At 71.5% G+C, this 18,749-nt stretch carries 15 protein-coding genes; 9 read left to right on the top strand and 6 right to left on the bottom strand.

From position 1 onward, the window contains the following. Positions 1-148 precede the first annotated feature (148 nt). The 5 genes from AB0383_RS40160 to AB0383_RS40140 all read left to right on the top strand — a co-directional run bounded on the left by AB0383_RS40160 (position 149) and on the right by AB0383_RS40140 (position 4,049). The gene (locus AB0383_RS40160) at positions 149-466 is read left to right on the top strand and encodes a helix-turn-helix transcriptional regulator (RefSeq protein WP_364177398.1); all 318 of its coding nucleotides are present in this window, start codon (positions 149-151) and stop codon (positions 464-466) included. Further along, a complete protein-coding gene (locus AB0383_RS40155; RefSeq protein WP_364177400.1) occupies positions 463-1,080 on the top strand; it encodes a hypothetical protein in 618 nt (205 codons plus the stop codon). Before AB0383_RS40160 ends, AB0383_RS40155 begins: the two co-directional genes overlap by 4 nt. 86 nt (positions 1,081-1,166) lie before the next feature. After that, complete coding sequence (locus AB0383_RS40150; protein WP_364177403.1) at positions 1,167-1,481, top strand: hypothetical protein; 315 nt, start codon at positions 1,167-1,169, stop codon at positions 1,479-1,481. Between the two features lie 202 nt (positions 1,482-1,683). Next, a complete protein-coding gene (locus tag AB0383_RS40145; protein ID WP_366190073.1) occupies positions 1,684-2,913 on the top strand; it encodes a glycoside hydrolase family 18 protein in 1,230 nt (409 codons plus the stop codon). A gap of 86 nt (positions 2,914-2,999) precedes the next feature. Further along, positions 3,000-4,049: a methyltransferase domain-containing protein gene (locus AB0383_RS40140; RefSeq protein WP_364177409.1), complete on the top strand. Its 1,050-nt coding sequence runs from the start codon at positions 3,000-3,002 to the stop codon at positions 4,047-4,049. A 4-nt stretch (positions 4,050-4,053) separates the two neighbouring features. On the opposite strand, the gene AB0383_RS40135 is transcribed toward AB0383_RS40140, so the two are convergent. The 3 genes from AB0383_RS40135 to AB0383_RS40125 form a co-directional block, all read right to left on the bottom strand. After that, entirely contained in the window at positions 4,054-5,610 is a 1,557-nt protein-coding gene (locus AB0383_RS40135; RefSeq protein WP_364177684.1) for an AMP-binding protein, read from the bottom strand. 61 nt (positions 5,611-5,671) lie between these two features. Continuing rightward, positions 5,672-6,166 (bottom strand): hypothetical protein, encoded by a 495-nt coding sequence (locus AB0383_RS40130; protein ID WP_364177412.1) that lies wholly within the window; start codon positions 6,164-6,166, stop codon positions 5,672-5,674. 791 nt (positions 6,167-6,957) lie between these two features. Continuing rightward, a complete protein-coding gene (locus AB0383_RS40125; protein WP_364177415.1) occupies positions 6,958-8,625 on the bottom strand; it encodes a trypsin-like peptidase domain-containing protein in 1,668 nt (555 codons plus the stop codon). A gap of 199 nt (positions 8,626-8,824) precedes the next feature. On the opposite strand from AB0383_RS40125, the gene AB0383_RS40120 reads away from it, so the two are divergent. Then, positions 8,825-9,553 carry a M24 family metallopeptidase gene (locus AB0383_RS40120; RefSeq protein ID WP_364177418.1) on the top strand — a complete coding sequence of 243 codons (729 nt, stop codon included), beginning with the start codon at positions 8,825-8,827 and terminating at the stop codon, positions 9,551-9,553. Here AB0383_RS40120 and AB0383_RS40115 read toward each other — a convergent pair. Next, entirely contained in the window at positions 9,550-10,110 is a 561-nt protein-coding gene (locus AB0383_RS40115) for a hypothetical protein (protein WP_364177419.1), read from the bottom strand. The two genes, AB0383_RS40120 and AB0383_RS40115, sit on opposite strands and share 4 nt — an antisense overlap. 478 nt (positions 10,111-10,588) lie before the next feature. On the opposite strand from AB0383_RS40115, the gene AB0383_RS40110 reads away from it, so the two are divergent. Further along, on the top strand, positions 10,589-11,407 hold the full coding sequence (locus AB0383_RS40110; RefSeq protein ID WP_366190072.1) for a hypothetical protein: 819 nt from the start codon (positions 10,589-10,591) through the stop codon (positions 11,405-11,407). A 175-nt stretch (positions 11,408-11,582) separates the two neighbouring features. After that, the gene (locus tag AB0383_RS40105; RefSeq protein WP_364177425.1) at positions 11,583-12,107 is read left to right on the top strand and encodes a hypothetical protein; all 525 of its coding nucleotides are present in this window, start codon (positions 11,583-11,585) and stop codon (positions 12,105-12,107) included. Here the strand turns inward: AB0383_RS40105 and AB0383_RS40100 are convergent. Further along, positions 12,053-12,907 (bottom strand): SDR family NAD(P)-dependent oxidoreductase, encoded by an 855-nt coding sequence (locus AB0383_RS40100; protein WP_364177428.1) that lies wholly within the window; start codon positions 12,905-12,907, stop codon positions 12,053-12,055. The genes AB0383_RS40105 and AB0383_RS40100 overlap by 55 nt on opposite strands. Positions 12,908-13,353: 446 nt before the next feature. Further along, positions 13,354-17,439, bottom strand: coding sequence for a S8 family serine peptidase (locus tag AB0383_RS40095; RefSeq protein WP_366190071.1), 4,086 nt, complete (start codon positions 17,437-17,439; stop codon positions 13,354-13,356). 181 nt (positions 17,440-17,620) lie between these two features. On the opposite strand from AB0383_RS40095, the gene AB0383_RS40090 reads away from it, so the two are divergent. Beyond that, the gene (locus tag AB0383_RS40090; RefSeq protein ID WP_364177434.1) at positions 17,621-18,631 is read left to right on the top strand and encodes a helix-turn-helix domain-containing protein; all 1,011 of its coding nucleotides are present in this window, start codon (positions 17,621-17,623) and stop codon (positions 18,629-18,631) included. Positions 18,632-18,749 lie beyond the last annotated feature (118 nt).

The following is an 18,749-nucleotide window of genomic DNA, read 5'->3' as shown; positions in this document are numbered from 1 at the left end:
TCCGGCTTCGACGGGGAGGTGCCTATTGTCTGGACCAATGTGTGAAGTGTCCAGACCACTTCTCGAAGGCCACCCGGACGCCGAGCCGCGGACGGGGCTTCCCCCGAACACGGGGGCTAGGTAGAGCTCTTGCATGGCCGGTCCCCGGATGACCCTCCCGACCCAGCTGGTGCTCCACGCGCTGATGAGGGAACCCGCCCAGGAGCTGTACGGGCTTGAGATCTGCGCTGCCGCCGGGCTGCCCAGCGGCACGATCCACCCGATCCTCGCGCGCCTTGAGAAGGCGGGCTGGCTGCGGTCGCGGTGGGAGGAAGCGGATCCGTCGGAGGCGGGCCGGCCGCGGCGGCGCTACTACCGGCTCGACTCCGACGGCCTCGATGCCGTGCGGGAAGCGTTGCACCGCGCGGAAACCTCGGCGCGCGCGTTGACGCGGCTGCGCCCGGGCCTGGCAGGGGACGCGCGGTGAACCCATCGCTCGACTTGCTGCTCGGGCTGGATCGGATGCTCGGCCGGACCCACGATCGCGTCGCGGCGACGCTGCTCCCCCATCTGAGCAGCTCTCACCGCGTGATCGACCTGCTGCTCGTCGGCGGGCGGCTCGACGACCTGTGCCGCGAGCTCGACGTGACGGGCGACCTCGCGAGCGCCGCCGAGCTGGGACCCGCGCTCGGCAACGCCCGCGCCTACGCGTGGCGCGCGCTGGCACTGGTCGGCGAGGGCACCGGCCGCGACGATCACGACCTCGCGCGCCGCTGCGTGATCGAGGTGGTGGAGCAGCTCTACGCGGCACGCACGGACGTGGTCGCCGTGCTCTCCGACCACGGGTTCGGCTCGCGGCATCCCCGCTGGCACGGGTGGGCGGGACGGACGACGAGCCCGGCTCAGGTGATCGCGTTCTCCCGCGTGACGGCCACGTGCGCGGCGGCGCTGCTGCCGGCCGGGAGCCGAGCCGAGTACGCCGAGCTGTTCCTCTCCGAGCTGCACGACCTCGCCCAGACCAGGAGCGGGCGCTGGGCCCAAGTCCGGTACGCGTGCCGGGTCCTGCTGCGCGCACCCCGGCTGCGACGCGCGCTGGGCTGATCCCCGGCGGGTCGCCGGTGACACCGGTGTGCGGGCGAAATAGGCTGAGCGCCGCCCGAAGGTCCACGAACGGAGAGTGCCGGCTGATGTCCGACAGCTACACCGCAGCGATCGTCCCCTCGCCCGAGGCCGGGGTGCGACTGCGCCCCGAGGGCGGCGAGCTGCCGACCGACGCGAACGACGTCAACCTGCTCGGGATGGCCATCGCGCTGGCGCTCGGCCGGGCCGGGTACGAGCACCACCCCGAGCCGCGCAACCCGCAGCTGCAGACGCTCGACGCGCTCATCGCCGGCGACACCGTGATGCCGTGGCTCCGGCCCGGTGGCGCGACCGACGAGCAGCAGCTCACGTGCACCCGCGGCGCCGGCGGCGCTTGGCGCTGCGAGGTCACACCGGCCTGATCCGAGCCGGGGACTCGTCGGCGGGTCCCGAGCGACTGTTTCCGAGCAGCGCCCGGGGCCCGAACCAGAAGCCCGCCCGCGTCCGCGCGTCGGCCTGGTCAAAACGGGCCGCGTTGCTGCCCGCTCTCCCGGCGGACCCTCCCCAATGGTCTGGACCTATTAGCGTCCGGCGGTCTTCTTCCCCCGTCGAAGGGAAACGATCGTGCTGAGACGTCTGGTCACGGCCGGGGCCGGGGTGGCCCTGGTGCTCGCCTCGCTCGCGGCGCCGAGTTCGGCGACCACACCGGCACCTGCCCCAGCCGCGGCGAACCACCGGCAAGACCACAAGGTCATGGCCTACTTCGCCGACTGGGACGTGTACGCCCGCAATTACCGCGTCAAGGACATCGAGACCTCCGGCTCCGCCGCGAAGCTCACCCACATCAACTACGCGTTCGGCACCGTCTCCGCGGGCCAGTGGGCGTTCGGCGACGAATGGGCCGACGCCGACCAGCCCTACGACGCCGCCACGAGCGTCAACGGGCAGGCCGACAGCGCGGAACCCGGCGCGTTGCACGGCAGCTTTAACCAGCTCCTGCAGCTCAAGAAGCTGCACCCGAACCTGAAGATCCTGTGGTCGTTCGGCGGCTGGACCTTCTCCCCCGGCTTCACCGAGGCGGCGAAAGACCCCGCGAAGTTCGCGGACTCCTGCTACGCCCTCGTGAACGACCCGCGCTGGGCCGGGCTCTTCGACGGCATCGACGTCGACTGGGAGTACCCCAACGCGTGCGGCCTCGAGTGCGACGCCAGCGGCCCGGACGCTTTCACCAAGGTCGTCCAGGCGCTGCGCGCCAGTTTCGGGAAGCAGCTCGTGACCGCGGCGATCACCGCGGACGGCGCGCCCGGGGGCAAGATCGACGCCACCGACTACGTGGGCGCGAGCCGCTACCTCGACTGGTACAATGTGATGACCTACGACTACTTCGTGGCCGGCGCCACTCCGACCGGTCCCACCGCGCCGCATTCGCCGCTGCGCTCGTACTACGGCATCCCCACCGCTGGGTTCTACGCCGACGCCGCCATCCAGAAGCTGCGCCGTGACGGCGTGCCGTCGGCGAAGCTGTTGCTGGGCCTCGGGTTCTACGGCCGCGGCTGGGACGGCGTCACGCAGAAGCAGCCCGGCGGCACCGCTACCGGCCCGGTGAAGGGCACCACCACGGGTGAGGACGGCGTGGAGGACTACAAGGTCCTCAAGACCACGTGCCCGTCCAACGGCCTCATCGCCGGCACCGCCTACGCGAAATGCGGCTCGCAGTGGTGGAGCTACGACACCCCCGCGACGGCGTCGGCCAAGGCCGGCTACGCGAAGTCGCAGGGGCTCGGTGGCGTCTTCGCGTGGGAGCTCTCCGGCGACACCACGAACGCCGAACTGCTCACCGCGATCGCTCGCTGATCACCGACGGGGCCCGGGCCACGAGCGCGGGCCCCGGTGAAAAGCCCGTCGTTGTCCGGTTCAGGCCGCTCTGCGAATACTGTGTGATGCCCCAAGACCCCGCCGAAGCCATGGCCGCGCGCGTGTTCGACGCCGCTGTCGCGACTTCCGACGTCATCGCCATCGCGCTCGGCGACCGCCTCGGCTACTACCGCTCCCTCGCCGGCGGCGACCGCACGTCCGCCCAGCTCGCGGAGACGACCGGTACCGACGAGCGATGCGCCCGCGAATGGCTCGAACAGCAGGCGGTGTCGGGGTTCCTGGACGTCACGGGCACCGACGCCGAACGGCACTACCGCTTCGCCCCCGGCGCCGAGACGGTGCTCGCCGACCAGGACTCACTCGCCTACCTCAGCCCGCTCGCGCGCCAGCTCGTGAGCGCCGCCGGACACGTGCCCGAGGTCGCGGAGGCGTTCCGCACCGGTCACGGCTTCCCGTGGGCCGGCTACGGCGCCGACATGCGCGAATCGCAGGCGGCGCTCAACCGTCCGGGTTTCTTGCACCTGCTGGCGCCCCAATGGCTGCCCGCGATGCCCGACGTGCTCGCGCGCCTGGCCGACAGACCGTCGCGCGTCGCCGACATCGGCTGCGGTGGCGGCTGGGCCGCGATCGCCCTGGCGCGCGCGTTCCCCCAGACCCGCGTCGACGCGTACGACCTCGACCAAGCCTCGGTGGATCTCGCCCGGACCAACGTCGCCGAAGCCGGCCTCACCGACCGGATCACCGTGCACCGCCAGGACATCGGCACGGTCGAGGCCGAGCCGTACGACCTCGTGATGGCCTTCGAATGCCTGCACGACCTGCCCTACCCCGTCCGCGCGCTCGCGGCGATGCGCGGCCTCGGCGGACCGGTGCTCGTGGCCGACATGAAGGTCGCCGACGAGTTCACCGCACCCGGCGACGCCGTCGAGCGGCTGATGTACGGCTTCAGCGTGTCGATCTGCCTGCCCGACAGCATGAGCAGCCCGAGCTCGGCCGCCACCGGCACCGCGATCCGCCGCTCGACCGTCGAGGCCTATGCGCGCGAAGCCGGGTTCGACCGCGTCGAGACCCTGCCGATCGACCACGACATGTGGCGCTTCTACCGGCTGGGCTGAGCGTTCACTGGATGCGCCGCTCCACGCCGGCCCAGGCCTTCTCGCGCAGCACGTACTTCTGGATCTTCCCGGTCGAGGTCTTCGGCAGATCCCCGAACGTCACCGACTTCGGCGCCTTGAACCGCGCCAGCCGCTCGCGCACGAACTCGACGATCTCCGCCTCCGTGGCGCTTTCGCCGTCGCGCAAGGTCACGTACGCGGCGGGCACCTCGCCCCAGCGGTCGTCCGGCACGGCGACCACGGCCACCTCCAGCACGGCCGGGTGCTCGGCGATCGCCTGTTCCACCTCCACCGACGCGATGTTCTCACCACCGGAGATGATCACGTCCTTGCTGCGGTCGCGAAGTTCGACGTAGCCGTCCGCGTGTACGACGCCGAGGTCGCCGGTGCGGAACCAGCCGTCGGGCACGGCGGCGCGCGTCGCTTCGGGGTCGTCGAGGTAGCCGAGCATGACGTTGTTGCCGCGCAGGGCGATCTGGCCGATGGTGGCGCCGTCGGCGGGCACGTCGGTGCCGTCGTCGGCGATCACGCGGGCGGTGCAGGAGATCATGTTGCCCACGCCCTGGCGGGCCTTGAGCCGCGCCTGCTCCTGCTCGTCGAGCGCGTTCCACTCGGGGCGCCAGTCGCAGATCATCGCCGGGCCGTAGGTTTCGGTCAGGCCGTAGAGGTGCGTCACGTCGAAGCCGAGCTCGCTCATGCGGCGCAGGATCGCGGGCGACGGCGGCGCTCCCCCGGTGGCGACGCGCACCGTCGTCTCGACCGGTGCCGCTTCCGGGGCGTAGGCGAGCATCGACAGCACCGTCGGCGCGCCGTTGAGGTGCGTCACGCCCTGCTCACGGATGAGCTGCCACACCCGGGCGGGCTCGACCTTCGGCAGGCACACGTGCGTGGCCGCGGCCGCCGTGACCGCCCATGGGAAGCACCAGCCGTTGCAGTGGAACATCGGCAGCGTCCACAGGTGCACAGCCGAGGGCGACAGGCCGGTGTGCCCGACCATCGCCAGCGCTTGCAGGTACGCGCCGCGATGGCTGTAGAGCACGCCTTTCGGCCGGCCGGTGGTGCCGGAGGTGTAGTTGATCGACAGCACGGACCGCTCGTCCTCGGGCGTGATCGCCAGTGGCTCGGCGGCCGCGAGCAGCCGTTCGTACTCCTCGCCCGTGCGGATCCGGCGCGGCGCGGTTTCGGACATCAGCCCGACGGCGTCGTCGACGAGCTTGTCGAACACCGGGTCGTGCACAAGCACCGCCGCTTTCGCGTGCTCCAGGATGTAGGCGACCTCGCGCGCCGCGAGCCGCGTGTTCACCGCGACGAGCGGCACGCCCGCCCACGGCACGCCGAAGTTGGCTTCGAGGAGGACGTGGGTGTTGGGCGCCAGCACGGCCACCGGCCGCCCGTCCGCGAGCGGCGCCAGCGCCCCGGCGAGCCGGCGGCACCGCTCGTGCAGCTCCGTGTAGGTCCAGCGGTCTTCACCGTCGACCACGGCGATCCGGTTGCCGTGGGCGGCCGCTGCGCGGTCGAGGTAGGCGGTCGGGGTGAGCGGCTCGTACGACAGGGTGCTGATGGAGTCCACGGATTCCTCTCCCGGCTTCGGCGACGGTGCCGCAGGAGAGAATAGGCCTCGCTCAGCCTCCGAAACCGGGAATGTGAGGCACGAGTGACTCCGGCGGCGGCCCGGGCGGCCCGGAAACCAGCTGCACCACGGCCCCGACCGCCGACGCCCCCGTCAGCCGCACCGCGAGCACCCCCGTCTGCGCCTCCGGCTGCGGCACGTCACCGGAGTAGCACGCCGACCCGCCCCCACCCTCGTAGAACGTCGAAACGCAGCCGGTGGTCAGGTTCCCGGAGCCGCTGCCGTGCGCGCTCTTGAGCTCGTAGTCCACGCCGCCGGGCCCGATGCGGGTGATGGAGAGGGTGTCGACGTCGCCGCGCCCGCCGGCCGGCAGGTCGACCGCCTTCGTCACGAGCACTTCGCAGTTGCCGTCGGCGCAGGCCGCGTAGTTGCGCGCGTCGGCGGCGCTGGGCAGGTCGCCGCCGGCGGGGTGTGCCTGGCCGGTTGTGCTGGTACTGCAGCTGGTGGCTGCCAGAAGTAGTAAGGGGGTGAGCCATTTGCGGTTCATCGGGCTTCCTCCCTCGTTCGCGTGCTTGCCCGCTCGCGTGCTCGCGTCGGTTCGGGAGGAAGGTAGCGCCGCAACCGCGGGAGGGGTCCCGGCTGAACTCAGCCGCCCGGGGCCGATTCACGCCACCGACGTGGCGTCGCATCCGGCGAGGTCGGCAGCCGCTGAGCGATGGGCCGATCGCGATCGACGGGCGCATCCCCCGCTCCAAGAGGAAGTCGCTGCCACAACGGCGAGAGGGCACCGTTCCGCGAAAGCCGGAGGTCCTCCTGAGCGCGTTCGAGCTCAGCCGACCCGTGTGACCGAACTACCGCGCCAGGCCCTGCAACCGCCAGCGCCAGCGCCAGCGAAGGTGCCGTCACAACAGCGGGAGCACCGGCACGCGATGGAGCGGATCCTGCTGGACGTGGTCGAGCTCAGCCGATCGGCGCCACCGACACGTCTTGCCACACCCGACGACCGCCAACAGCAGCGAGATCACCGGCGCAACGACGGGAGAGGCCCCGATTCGCGACGGATCCGAGCCCTCGCGCTACTCGCGCGGACTCGGCCGGCCGGCGCCACCGACCTGCCCTGCCACAAACCCGGTGGCCGCCCGGCGGTTGCGAAGTTGGTGCCAAAGCGGAGAGAGGGCATCGGCCCGCGATGGACCGGATTCTCCTTGGCGTGGCCGAACTCAGCCGACCGGCGTCGCCGGCATGCGGTGCCGCACCCCGCGACGGCGAAGTTGGCGCTGAGACGACAAGAGGGGTCCCGGCCCGCTGGGACCGGAACCCCTCCTCGTGTGCCCTGGCTCAGCCGACCGGGCCGTTGACCGGGGTCACGGTGACGTCGTGCTGCTGGCCGGTCTGGTCCACCACCGTGACGGTGAGCTTGTCGCCCGGGTGGTGGGTGTCCATGAGGGTCGTGAGGGTGGTCGCCGAGTCGACGGCCTTGCCGTCGACCGCGGTGATGACGTCGCCGCCCGTGAGGCCGGCCGTGGCGGCGGGGCCGCCAGCCACGACGTCCTGGATCTGGGCACCGGTTGAGCTGCCCTGGGATGGGCCCTGGCCACCCTGGGCCTGGCCCTGTCCTTGGCCGAGGCCACCCTGGCCCTGTCCCTGGCCGAGCCCGCCCGGGGACTGCTGCGCCTGGCCGGCGTCGCTCACCGACACGCCGAGGAAGGCGCTCTGTCCGATGTGGACGGAGTCGGACGACTTGCCGCCGATGATCTGGTGGGCGAGGTCGATCGCCTGGTTGATCGGGACCGCGAAGCCCTGGTGCCCGCCCGAGGCGCCCTGCTGGCCGTCGCCTTCGCCGAGGCCGCCGTCGCCCTGGCCCTGGCCCAGACCGCCGTCTCCCTGGCCGAGGCCGCCGAGACCGCCCTGGCCCTGCCCGAGACCACCCTGCCCGAGACCGCCTTGCCCAAGGCCGCCCTGCCCCTGGCCCAGCCCGCCGCGGCCGCGGCCGAGACCGCCCTGGCCCTGGCCGCCGTTGAACTGGAATCCCTGCGACGCGGCGGTGTCGACGCCGACGACCTGCCCGTTGGCGTTGACCAGCGGGCCGCCGGAGTCGCCGGACTGGATGTCGGCGTCGACCTGGATCAGGCCGGTGAGCTGCTCCGACGAGCTGGCGGACTCGTCCGACGCGGTGATCGACTGGTTCAGCGCGGTGACCTTGCCGGCCGCCACGGCCGGGGTGCCGCCGGCGCCGCCCGCGTTGCCGATCCCGACCACGGCGTCGCCGACCGCGACCGCGGAGGAATTGCCGAGCGACGCGGTCTTCAGGCCGGAGGCGCCGTTGAGCTTGATCACCGCGATGTCGTGGCTGCGGTCGTAGCCGAGCACGGAGGCGGTGTAGGTCTTGCCGTCGCCGATGTCGGTCACCTTGATGCTGGTGGCGCCTTCGACGACGTGGTTGTTGGTGAGGATCTCGCCGTCGGAGGTCAGCACGATGCCGGTGCCCGCCGCGGCGGCGCTCTGGTAACCGAGCTCGGTGTTCACGTCGACCAGGCCCGGATCGACCTTCGTCGCGATCCCGTTGGGGTCGATCGACGTGCTCGACGTGCCCCCGGGAGGAGAGACGGACCCGAAGTTCTGGTTGCCCCCGGCGGAATCCGAGCCGGGCGTCCACACGAAGTGCCCGATGCCCAGGCCGAGCACCACCGAAAGCCCGATGGCGCCGACCGCGATCGCCGCGCTGCGCATCGGCCGCGGCGGCCGGTGGTACGGCGTCTGCGGGAACTGCTGGGTACCCGGGTGCTGGCCCCAAGCACCCTGCGGTGCCCAGCCTGGGTTGTAGCCGGCGTACGGGCCATAGTGACCCTGCTGACCCGCCGCGCCTGGCTGACCCGGCGTCCCCGGCTGACCCGCTGCATCCTGCTGTCCGTACTGCCCATACGCGCCCGGCTGGGTCTGGTCACCGTGTCCGTACGGCCAACCGCCGGTCTGCCCACCGGTCGACCCCGGCTCCTGTTCGCTCATGTTCCCGCTCCAGCCTCGTCCCGCTCCTGGCTACCGCCTCGACCAGAACACACCCCGTACCTGAGATTTTCCTTGCCGGGCTCCGTGGGAAACCTGTGGAGTTCTCCCAGGCTCGACCGCGGATCGGGTGATTCCTCCCGCAGGCGCCCAAATCGGACTCGCCTGGTGGCCGCGCGCGGCGGTGGTTACCGTCGGGGGCATGGGTGAACTGATCGAGGACGAGGCACAACGCGCGGCGCGTTTGCTGGACGCGCAGGCCAAGGCCGTCGAGCTGTTCGAAGAGGTCGAGCGGCGCGGGCTGCTCGCGCCCGGCGTGCGCGAGACCGAGGCGAGCAACGCGGTGCGCGATCTCGCGGCCGAGCTGTTCGGCGTGGACCGCTACTGGCACAAGCGGATCGTGCGCGCGGGCGAGAACACGCTGCGGCCGTACCGGGAGAACCCGCCCGACCGCGTGGTCGCCGAGGACGACATCGTGTTCGTCGACTTCGGGCCGATCTTCGAAGAGTTCGAGGCGGACTTCGGGCGGACGTTCGTGCTCGGCGACGACCCCGTGAAGCTGCGGCTGCGCGACAGCCTGCCCGTGGTGTGGCAGGCCGGGCGCGAATACTTCGAGGCCCACCCGGACGTGACCGGCGCCGAGCTGTACGAGCACGTCACCAAGCTCGCCGCCGAGGCCGGCTGGGAGTTCGGCGGCGCGCACTCCGGGCACCTCGTCGGCCAGTTCCCGCACGAGACGATCGACGGCGAGCGGATCGAGTCCTACATCGCGCCGGGCAGCGACCGCCCGATGCGCCGGCCGGACCGCAACGGGCAGACGTCGCACTGGATCCTCGAGGTCCACCTCGTCGACCGCGAACGGCGGATCGGGGGGTTCTTCGAAGAGCTGCTCGACCTCGGCCACGAGCGGTCCGGCGGCGGCTCCGACTAGACGGTGGCCGGTTTGGCGGCCAGCCAGGAAAGCTTGCCGAGCTTCGGCTGCAGGACCGCGTCCACGCTCCACACGGAGCCGGCGGCCGCGTAGTACAGGCCGAGCGAGGCGAAGATGTAGCCGACGGACGGGCCGAGGTCCGTCATGCCCGGCGCGTCCCACGGCAGGTGGAAGCCTTCGGCCGCCGACCAGATGCCGAACGAGAACACCGCGCTCCCGATGAACACGAGGTTCGAGAACGCCCCGAAGATCAGCCCGAGCGCGATCAGCGTCTCGATCACCGCGGTGCCCACGGCGAACGCCGCCGGGCTCCAGCCCGCGACGGTGTGCCACAGCTCCAGCCACTGGTGCACCACGGGGATGGTGATCTTGTCGGCCTTGCCCAGCTCCTTGCCGAGCGTCTGGCCGTGCACGAAGCCCGGCAGCCACTTGAACGTGGCGTCGATCGCCCACACCACGCCGAACACGATCCGGGCGACGGCAGCGGCGTGCAGCCGCCGGAAGGTGGGGGACACGGAACCCGCGACAGGCGCGGCTTGAGTGACAGGGGTACTCACGGCGAAGGTCCTTTCCGGACTCCAGAGGACTGCCCGGCAGGTCGGGCAGGGTGAGCTTAGGCAAACCTAAGCGATGTCGAGAGTGGTGTTCCTCTCGGCCCGTGGGGTGAACCTGCGGGGATGTGTCGCCGTATGTCGGGGATTTTTCGGTCAAACGGGCCCTCTTGGGACTATTCCACCCGGCTGCTTCGAGCGTGGGGTGGGGTGTTCGCCACCACCTACACATACCTTTTCCTTGACGGTTTTGGCCTAGGATGACGCCTTCTCGAAGATCTGGGTTTATCCATCCATCTGAATGTTTTGCACGCCTCTGGCTCCGCACGCGATACGGCGACCCCGAATCGTGGCCGAAACGGCGTAACCGCCGGCCCACCACGGCGATATGCGCGTGAACCAATGACCTCCCAGGGCGATTGCATGCGCAGAACCACTTTCGTCGTCGCCGCGGGCGCCGCGCTGGCGCTCGTGCTGACGGGCTGTGGCGCCAAGGGCCAGAACGGGGCGACGTCGGCCTCCGGCGACAAGCCGGAACCAGGGCTCGCCGCGCCGTTCCAGAATGTGCTGGATTGTCGGCCGCCTCGAAGCAAGGCACGCAGAAGTCGAAATCGGCGAAAGTCTCGATAGTGGCGAACGCGGCCGGCAAGATGGTCACGGCCCAAGGCGACTACCTGTTCCAGCCGGGAACATCGAGCTTTCGCTGACCAAGACCCTCGAAGGCCAGCAGGTCGAGCTGCGGATCGTCGACAAGACCCTGTACGTGAAGATTCCGCCGGCCGAGGCGAGCCGGTTCGGCACGGACAAGCCGTGGCTCAAGATCACGCCAGGTGCCGACGACCCGCTCTCGCAGGCGATGTCGGGCAGCATGGGTTCGACCTCCCAGGCGAGCGACCCGACCGAGCTGCTCGACCGGGTCGCCGAAGCCGGCCGGATCGTCAGCTCCGACCAGACCACCCTGGACGGCGAGAAAGTGAACCACGACAAGGTGGAGCTCGATCTCGACAAGATTCTGGACAAGTTCACCGCGTTGATGCCGGCCGCGACCAAGGCCAAGCTCGAGCAGCAGGTGAAGGGCAAGCACATCATGCTGCCAACCGAGCTCTGGGTGGACAAGAACCAGCTCCCGCGGCAGATCACGATGGACGAGACCGCGCTGACGCAGGCCGAGGGCACAGGCGGCGCCGGCCTGGGCAAGAGCACGCTCGAATACAGCGACTGGGGCGCCCCCGTCACCATCACCGCTCCGCCGGCCGACCAGATCGCGGACATGAGCGAGATCGTGAAGAAGATGGGTGGCTGATCGCTTCCACCGCTGCACAGGGCGCCTCGACAACCGTCGGGGCGCCCGGCCTCGATCGCGGAGTTCGTCCCAGCACATGCTCCTGCCAGCTGGCCCGGAGCGGGCTGCTTCCGGGCAGCAGCCCGCCGCGTGATGAGGCCACGCCCTGACTATCGCCGGCTCACGAAGGAGCACAGTGGACACCAGACCGCCGGTGCCGGAGCGGAAGCTCGGGCCGTATCCGTTGACTGAGGAGGGGGTCTCGGCGCTGCTGGGCCGTTACGCGTTCCACGACTCCCTCGTCCGCCGCGTCGTCGTTGATCAGGAATGGGGCGTGCCGGCAAGACGGGTCGTCCGGCTCGTGATCGACGCCAGGGTTCTGAGCGAGGGTGCCCGCTGGGAAGATCTCCGCTGGGAAACGGTGTCCCTGGACCTGCTCGACGTGCGACGGTTCCGCATCGACGAGAACGTCGAGGGATCGTGGATCCTCTACGATCCGCCGCAGTTCACCCGCTTCGACGGCCTGCTGCAGGTCGGCTTGTGCGCCGAACGCTTCGGGAACCTGCACCCCGACAACGCCGAGGAGGTCTTCGACGGCTCGGCGTTGGTCTTCGCAGCGTCCCTGGGATCAATAGGGCTTGTCCGCCGGCGATGGCAGGCAGGGGGTCATGACGCGGCGACCTCGCCTGGCAGCGTGCCGTCGAGGTCGGTGAAGGCGTAGTGCGTGGCGAGGTCCGTGGTGGTGTGGACGCGGCCCGAGCGGGTGAGCACGGCGGAGTCCGCCGCGAGGGCCGCGACGCCGCGGCCGACGAAGCGCGGGGACTCCGCCGCGGCGAGGTCGAACTCGCCGGCACCCGGGATGTCCAGGACGGTGCGGCCGTCGGGGGTGGCGCGGCCGGCGAAGGCGAGCAGTTCGGTGCGCACGAGGCCCGGCCAGATCGAGACAGCCGCGACGCCGCGGTCGCGCAGTTCCAGGGCCATGTCGGCGGTCATCTTGTCGACCGCGGCCTTGCCGACGCCGTAGACGGTGTTCTGCTGGTACGCCGCCGCGCCCGAGGACGAGATGTTGGCGATCAGGCCGCCGCCCGCGGCGAAGAGGAGCGGGGCGGCGAACACGGTCGCCACGTAGTGCGAGCGCGCGCCGATGCCGAGGACCTCGTCCCACGCGGTCAGCGGCAGGTCCCAGAACGGCCGGTTCAGCCAGGCCGCCAGGTCGGGCGCGGAGAAGACGTTGTTCACCAGCACATCGAGCCGCCCGGCTTCCTCGGCGACGCGCGCGAAGACCGCCTCCACCTGGGCGTCGTCGTGGTGGTCGCACCGCACGGCGATGCCGGTGCCGCCCAGGGCAGTCACCTCGGCGGCCGTCTCGGCGAGCGTGCCGGGCAACGGCCCGGGCTCGGCGGTGCGGCCCGTGACGTACACCGTCGCCCCCGCCGCACCCAGTTCGAGGGCGATGCCCTTGCCCACGCCCCGGGTCGCGCCCGTGACCACCGCGATCTTGCCCGCCAAAGCTCCGTTCATGATCCCGATCTAACCCGCGCCGCCGGATCACGGCGAACGACTGGCCTGGGAAGGCACCCTTCCTGCCCACCCGCACCGGCCACGCCGGACCATGGAGTACCGCCGAACCGCGAAAGCACCCTCCCCACGCGCACCGACCCACGAAAAGCGCCGAGCCCGACGCCGCGCTTGCTGCGCACCCGCCACACCGGCCGCACCCGACGATGGCGAGCCGAGCCGCGAAAGCACCCTCACCGACCCGCGGCGAACTCGCCCGTGCCGAAAGAGGCACGCGTCCGGCGCGCCCACACCGAGCGAGCACGAACCGCGCGGCCTCGAGGCCGGGCCACACCGATCCGCGGCCAAGCCGACCCTGAAGCCACCCGGTCTGCCCGCCCGCACCACGGCGGGGCCGGTCCACTTCGGACCGGCCCCGCCGCGATCACCAAACTGCTACCACAAGAATCTCAGTACCGGAACTGCTGCAGCTGCCTCCCGTCGTACGAAGGCACCCAGCCCGTGCGCGTCGCCGGGTCGAGTTGGATCGAGCGTTCGGTGAGGGAGTTGTACTCGCCGCCGAAGGGGCCCGACACGAAGTTCAGCCCGGACACCACCGACAGCTGTTTGCCGGTGGCCAGGTCGATCACCGCGAGCTGGCTCGTCGCGTTGTTGTCCGTGATCACGCCGCCCACCTTGCCGAATTGCGAGATCACCGGTGGCGTGCGGAACGCGACGAGGCCGAGGTGGTGCACCCCGTCCACGGCGAGGAACGCCGCCTGCTGCTGGCGCACGGTGTACGAGTCCCCCGCCGTCAGCGTGTCGCCCGCGATCGAGCCCAGCGAGGTGGTGCCGACGATGTTGAGGCTCACCGAGCGGTACACCAGCTGGTACAGCTTGTTCGCGCCGTCGTCGTAGGCCATCGCGTTGGCGCAGATGCTGCCCGCGCCCGACAAGGTCGTCGCGCCCGAGTCGAGGTCGACGCTCGCCATCGAGGCCGCGCCGCCGCCGAAGCAGATCGGGCCGCCGCCGGTGCGGGCGAGGTAGACCAGCCCGGTGGCCTGGTCGAGCTCGATCATCTTGAACGCGCCCGCCACGGCACCCGGCGGGTCCGCGAGCAGCGGCGTGCCGAGCGCACCGTCGGCCAGCGTCAGCGGCAGGACGAAGTCGGTGTTGTCCGCCGTCCGCTTGGCGAGGATCGCCACGCGGTGCCGGGTCGCGTCGACGCGGCCGCCCTGCACGGAGTAGCCGTCCGCGGTCACGGAAGCCACCCGCTGCAACGACGTGGTGTCGTACGTTTCCAGCGTCCACCCGGCGTTCGTGAAGTGCAGCACCGCCAGCCGGTGCGCCGAAGCGTCCGCGCCGAGCACCTGGTAGCCGCCGTCGCCGGACGCGTCGGACGTGAGCACCCGCCCGTACGTGCCCTTCACGGCGTCGTACTCCTGCACCGACTCACCACCGCCGGGCGTGCGCAGCGCGGCGTACGACATTCCCTGGGCCGCCGCGGCGAAACTCGTCACCACGGTGTTGCCGGGCGCGTAGCCGTCGTCGACCGCGAGGAACGACGTCGGCGAAGCCTGGCCGAGCACCTTGCCGTGGCGATCGGTGGCCAGCACACGCACGTCGTACGCCACCGAGCCGCCCAGACCGAGCTTCACCGCGTCCAGCTTCGCGACGCCGTTGGGCGCCGGGAGCTGTTGGTAAGCCACGGATCCGGCGCTCGGGCCGCCCTGGTCGCGCCGGTCGCCGTTGGCGTTGGTCACGGTGTTGAGCGAGTTGTACAACGTCGGCGCGGGAGCCGACACCTCCACCGCCGCGCCGGCCGCACCCGGCACGCCGCGAACGTCGTAGCCGAGCGAGAACGCCGGCGCGGCCCGGGTGATCTCCGCGAAGTGCCCGGAAGTCCCGCCCGCCGTGAGGATCGGCGCGTCGGGCCGCTGCGCCGCGCCGCCGACGCGGATCGCGGTGAACTCGCCGTACGTCGGGTCACCGGCGGCGCCGGTCACCGAACGCTGCACGATCCCGATGCCGTAGATCCCGGCGCCGCCGGCGAAAGCCGAAGCCGGCACGACCACGTCGCCGGAGGTCGCGGTGATCGGCGCGACGAACCCCGTGCCGAACAGCGGCGCGCTGACCGGGTTCCAGTGCCCCAGCGTGGACACGACCACCTGCGGGTTCGACAGATTCCGCACACCGGTGAGGTCGTAGTGCACCCGCACTTCCTTGCCCACGGCCACGGTCGCCGGCGCCACCGGGGCGAGTGCTTCGGCGTAGGTGCCGTCGGTCGGGCCGAAGGTGAGCGTCTGCGCTGCCGACGCCACCACCCGGTGCCCCGAGTGGACCTCGAAGGTGACGGGCACCGAACGGTCCTCCGTGGACACCACGGGAAGTCCCGCTGCCGCCAGGATTTCCTTCGGGCTCAGCCGCACGGCGGGCACGGCCGAGGTGAACTCGTGGCCGTGGATCTTCACCGCGTAGGTCGCGTTGGCCGGAGCACCCACCACGTCGGCGCCGACGGTGACCGGGCCGACCAGCCCCTCCCCCGTTCCGCCGGTGTCGAGGTCGATGCGGCCGCCGTCGGCGTTCTCGGTGAAAGAACCGCCAAGGCCACCCACGGTCACGCGGTGCGCCTCGGAAACCCGCGTGATCGCGGGGTCGGCACGACGGTCACCGAGCACCGACTGCACGGCCGCGGTCACGTCGATCTGCGGACCGACCGTCACCGGCCGGTCCATCTGCGGCGGCGACGCGACCGGCCGCGCCGTGTGCTGCAGGACCGAGCGGACGTCGGCCGGGCTCAGCGAGCGGCCGGCCTGCTTCGCCGCCTGCAGCACCACCGCCGCCGCGGCCGCGGTCATCGGCGCGGACGCCGACGTGCCACCGTTGAGCACCGGCGTCACGTCCTGCGCGCCCCCGCGCTGCGTGTGCTCCCCGACGAGGATGCCGTCGCTGGGCGCGGAAACGTCCACGCGCGTGCCGAAACCCGAGGAGAAGTTCCCGCCGCCGTCGGTGCGGGTCGTGGCGAAGGTCGGGTTGTGCGCGGCCGCGCCGCCGGCCTGCTGCGGCACGGCGAGCGTGTCGTCGAGCGTGGTGCCGCCGACGGCGATCGCGCCGCTGTCGAGCACCTTCGTCGGCGTGGTGGAGAACTGGTCGTCGGCGATGTCCGTGGTCTCGCGCGGGTCCTTGGTCACGTCGGTGGGCGTGCTGCCGCCGTCCGGACCGACGGCCGCCGGGGTGTAGAGGCGCGTGCCGTCGTTGGAGGAGATGGTGACGACGATGTGGTACTGCTTCACAATCGTCGAGATCACGGCCTGCGCCACCGGGTCGTCTTCGAGGTAGCGGCCCGGGAAGCCCGCGCTGTCGGTGCCGACGCCGAGGCTCGCGGTGATCACGTCCGGGCGCGGCGTCTGGCGCGCGGCGGCCAGCAGTGCCACGGAGATCTGGTCGAGCGTCGGCTCCTGAGGCACCACCAGCCGGTACTGCGCGCCGGGCGCGATGCCGAGGAGGTCGGTGAAGCCGTCGCCCTGGGCGCCGGCGCGCTGCGCGTCGTGCGGCAGCGGGGCCATCACACCGAAGTCGAGCAGCACCTCGCCGAGCGCGGGGTCCTGGTTCTCCACCGAGCCGAGCGGGTCGAGCCGGCCCGAGGAGTCGGCGGTGTAGGTGGGGATCAGCGGCATCGACGGCACGTCGAGGTAGCGCTGGCCGCCCTGCACGACGGTGGTCGGGCCGTAGTTGCGGACGTAGGTGTCGCCCGCGTCGGCCATGCCCTGGTCGGTGAGGTCGCCGAGGGAGACGTTGGTGATGATCTCGCCGCTGCCCGGCAGCTTCCCGTCCAGCAGGCTGTAGGCGCCGAGCGCGTTGGTGCCGCCCGCGTTGAGGTAGCTCTGCGCCGACGACGTCACGCCGTAGTTCGAGGGCAGGCCGGTCGGCGGCTTTTGGTGCGCCTGCGGCAGTTTCGCCGCTTTCACCGCCGGCTGGGGCAAGCGCACGGGGCCGGTGGACATCGCCGAAACGCGACGGTCGGGCTGCGCGCTGACCACACCGGCCGTGGCGGCGAGCTTCTGCGCGGCGGCATCGGTGTGCAAGCTGTCGGCCAGGTGCACCAGCACGGTCTTGGCCAGCGCGGGCACGTCGGTGGCGTCGGGGAAGACCGGTTCGACGGAGGTCGCGCCGACCGCGGACAGGGCCGCGTTGACGCCGTTGTCCGACGTCTTGGCCGCGCGGCGACCCGCCGCGAGCGGGGCGCCGGTCACGGCGGTGGCCGCGGCGAGCTGCACGAGGACGTCACGCGGCTGCTCGGGCGTGGCACCCGGGGTGAAGGCTGCGCGCACGGCGTCGTCGGTCGGGGCCAGCGAGCCGAGGGCGGAAGTGCCCTGCGGCAGCGCGAGCACGGTCTTGCCGAGTGTTTTGCCGTGGGCGTCGGTGCGGGTCGCGGTGCCGTCGGGGGCAACAGTGATGGCGCCGCCGTCGGGCATCGCGACGTGTCTCGACGGTGGTGGCTGAGCGGGCTCGGGTGCGGCGGTAGCCGGTGCGACGGCGAGACCGGTGAGGGTCACGGCTGCGGTGACAGCGGTCAGGACACGGCGAAACGGGATCGTTCGGGCGCGGGGCACCTGACTCCCTTTCGGGTCGGGGGGACGGGGAGTTCACAGGGTCGTTGGCGGGGAAACACTGCGCGGTTGGCCAGTGATCGGATCAATTTCCCAGCCGTGGCAGCGGTGGCGCAAGATAGCCACCATGACCAATAGTCGCCAGGTGGCGGGTTCCCGCCAGCAGCTGCGAGACCTCGACGCGCTCGGCGTTCCGGCCACCGACGCGCGTGTCTACACGGCGCTGCTCGGCCATCCGCGCACGCGGGCCGTGGACCTGGTGGAACAATGCGGACTTTCCGCCCAGCAGGTGGCGCGGGCGCTCTCGCGGCTCACCGCGAGCGGCATGGCCAGCCGGGTGCCCGGGCGCCCCCCGCGCTACCTCGCCGCTGCCCCCGATATCGCACTGGGTGCGCTCGCGGCCGAACGCGCGGCCGAGCTGCGTAGCGCCCGCGCGGCGATCGAGGACCTCATGGCCGTGCACCGCGAAGCCAGCCGGTTCACCCACCCCGCCGAGCTCGTCGAGGTCGTGACCGGCGCGGAGAACATCGACGTCCGCGTGCGACGGCTGCAGGACGAGGCCCGCACGCAGATCCGCGGGTTCGACCGGCCGCCGTATGTCAGCGTGCCCGGGGAGAACCTCGACCTGGAACGGCAGCGGCTCAAGGCCGGCATCGTCTTCCGCGTGATCTACGACCGCGAAGCGATCGCCTTCCCCGGCCGGCTGCAGAACGACATCCTCGTCAGCGGCACCCACGGCGAACGCTCGCGCGTGCGCCCGCAGCTGCCGATCAAGATGGTGATGGCCGACGAGGAGGTCGCGGTGATCCCGATCAGCTCGTCACCGCACGTAGTGGACGCGGCCTACATCATCCACGCCTCGGCCCTGCTCGACGCGCTCGTCACGCTGTTCGAAGCGGAGTGGGACCGCGCCGTGCCGATGGCCGAGACCTTCACCGACCCGGCCCCGGACCGCGATCCCGAAACGACGACCCTGCTCACCTTGCTCGCCGCCGGTCAGACCGACGCCGGCATCGGCCGCGCCCTCGGCTGGAGCCCCCGCACGACGCAGCGGCGCGTGCAACGGCTGATGACCGAGCTCAACGCCACGACCCGCTTCCAGGCCGGCATGAACGCGAAAGCTCGCGGCTGGCTCTAGGCCGACAGTGGACAAAACCGGGGACGTGGTTCCGGCCCGGGCCGGGGTTTTCCCGCCGCCGCAACGGGAAACCGGCTGGCCCGGGGTGATCAGACCTGGCCCGGGCCGGGGTTTCCCG

This window comes from Amycolatopsis sp. NPDC051373 (assembly GCF_040689465.1).
In the GTDB taxonomy this organism is placed as follows: domain Bacteria; phylum Actinomycetota; class Actinomycetes; order Mycobacteriales; family Pseudonocardiaceae; genus Amycolatopsis.
The sequence above is the reverse complement of the archived record's forward strand: the minus strand, read 5'-3'. Positions and strand labels throughout refer to the sequence as shown.

Bases quoted from the DNA above. Each gene is read 5' to 3' on its own strand.
- AB0383_RS40140 (WP_364177409.1), top strand. From the start codon at position 3,000: ATGCCCCAAGACCCCGCCGAAGCCATGGCCGCGCGCGTGTTCGACGCC.
- AB0383_RS40125 (WP_364177415.1), bottom strand. From the start codon at position 8,625: ATGAGCGAACAGGAGCCGGGGTCGACCGGTGGGCAGACCGGCGGTTGG.
- AB0383_RS40150 (WP_364177403.1), top strand. From the start codon at position 1,167: ATGTCCGACAGCTACACCGCAGCGATCGTCCCCTCGCCCGAGGCCGGG.
- AB0383_RS40100 (WP_364177428.1), bottom strand. From the start codon at position 12,907: ATGAACGGAGCTTTGGCGGGCAAGATCGCGGTGGTCACGGGCGCGACC.
- AB0383_RS40090 (WP_364177434.1), top strand. From the start codon at position 17,621: ATGACCAATAGTCGCCAGGTGGCGGGTTCCCGCCAGCAGCTGCGAGAC.
- AB0383_RS40160 (WP_364177398.1), top strand. From the start codon at position 149: ATGACCCTCCCGACCCAGCTGGTGCTCCACGCGCTGATGAGGGAACCC.
- AB0383_RS40130 (WP_364177412.1), bottom strand. From the start codon at position 6,166: ATGAACCGCAAATGGCTCACCCCCTTACTACTTCTGGCAGCCACCAGC.
- AB0383_RS40120 (WP_364177418.1), top strand. From the start codon at position 8,825: ATGGGTGAACTGATCGAGGACGAGGCACAACGCGCGGCGCGTTTGCTG.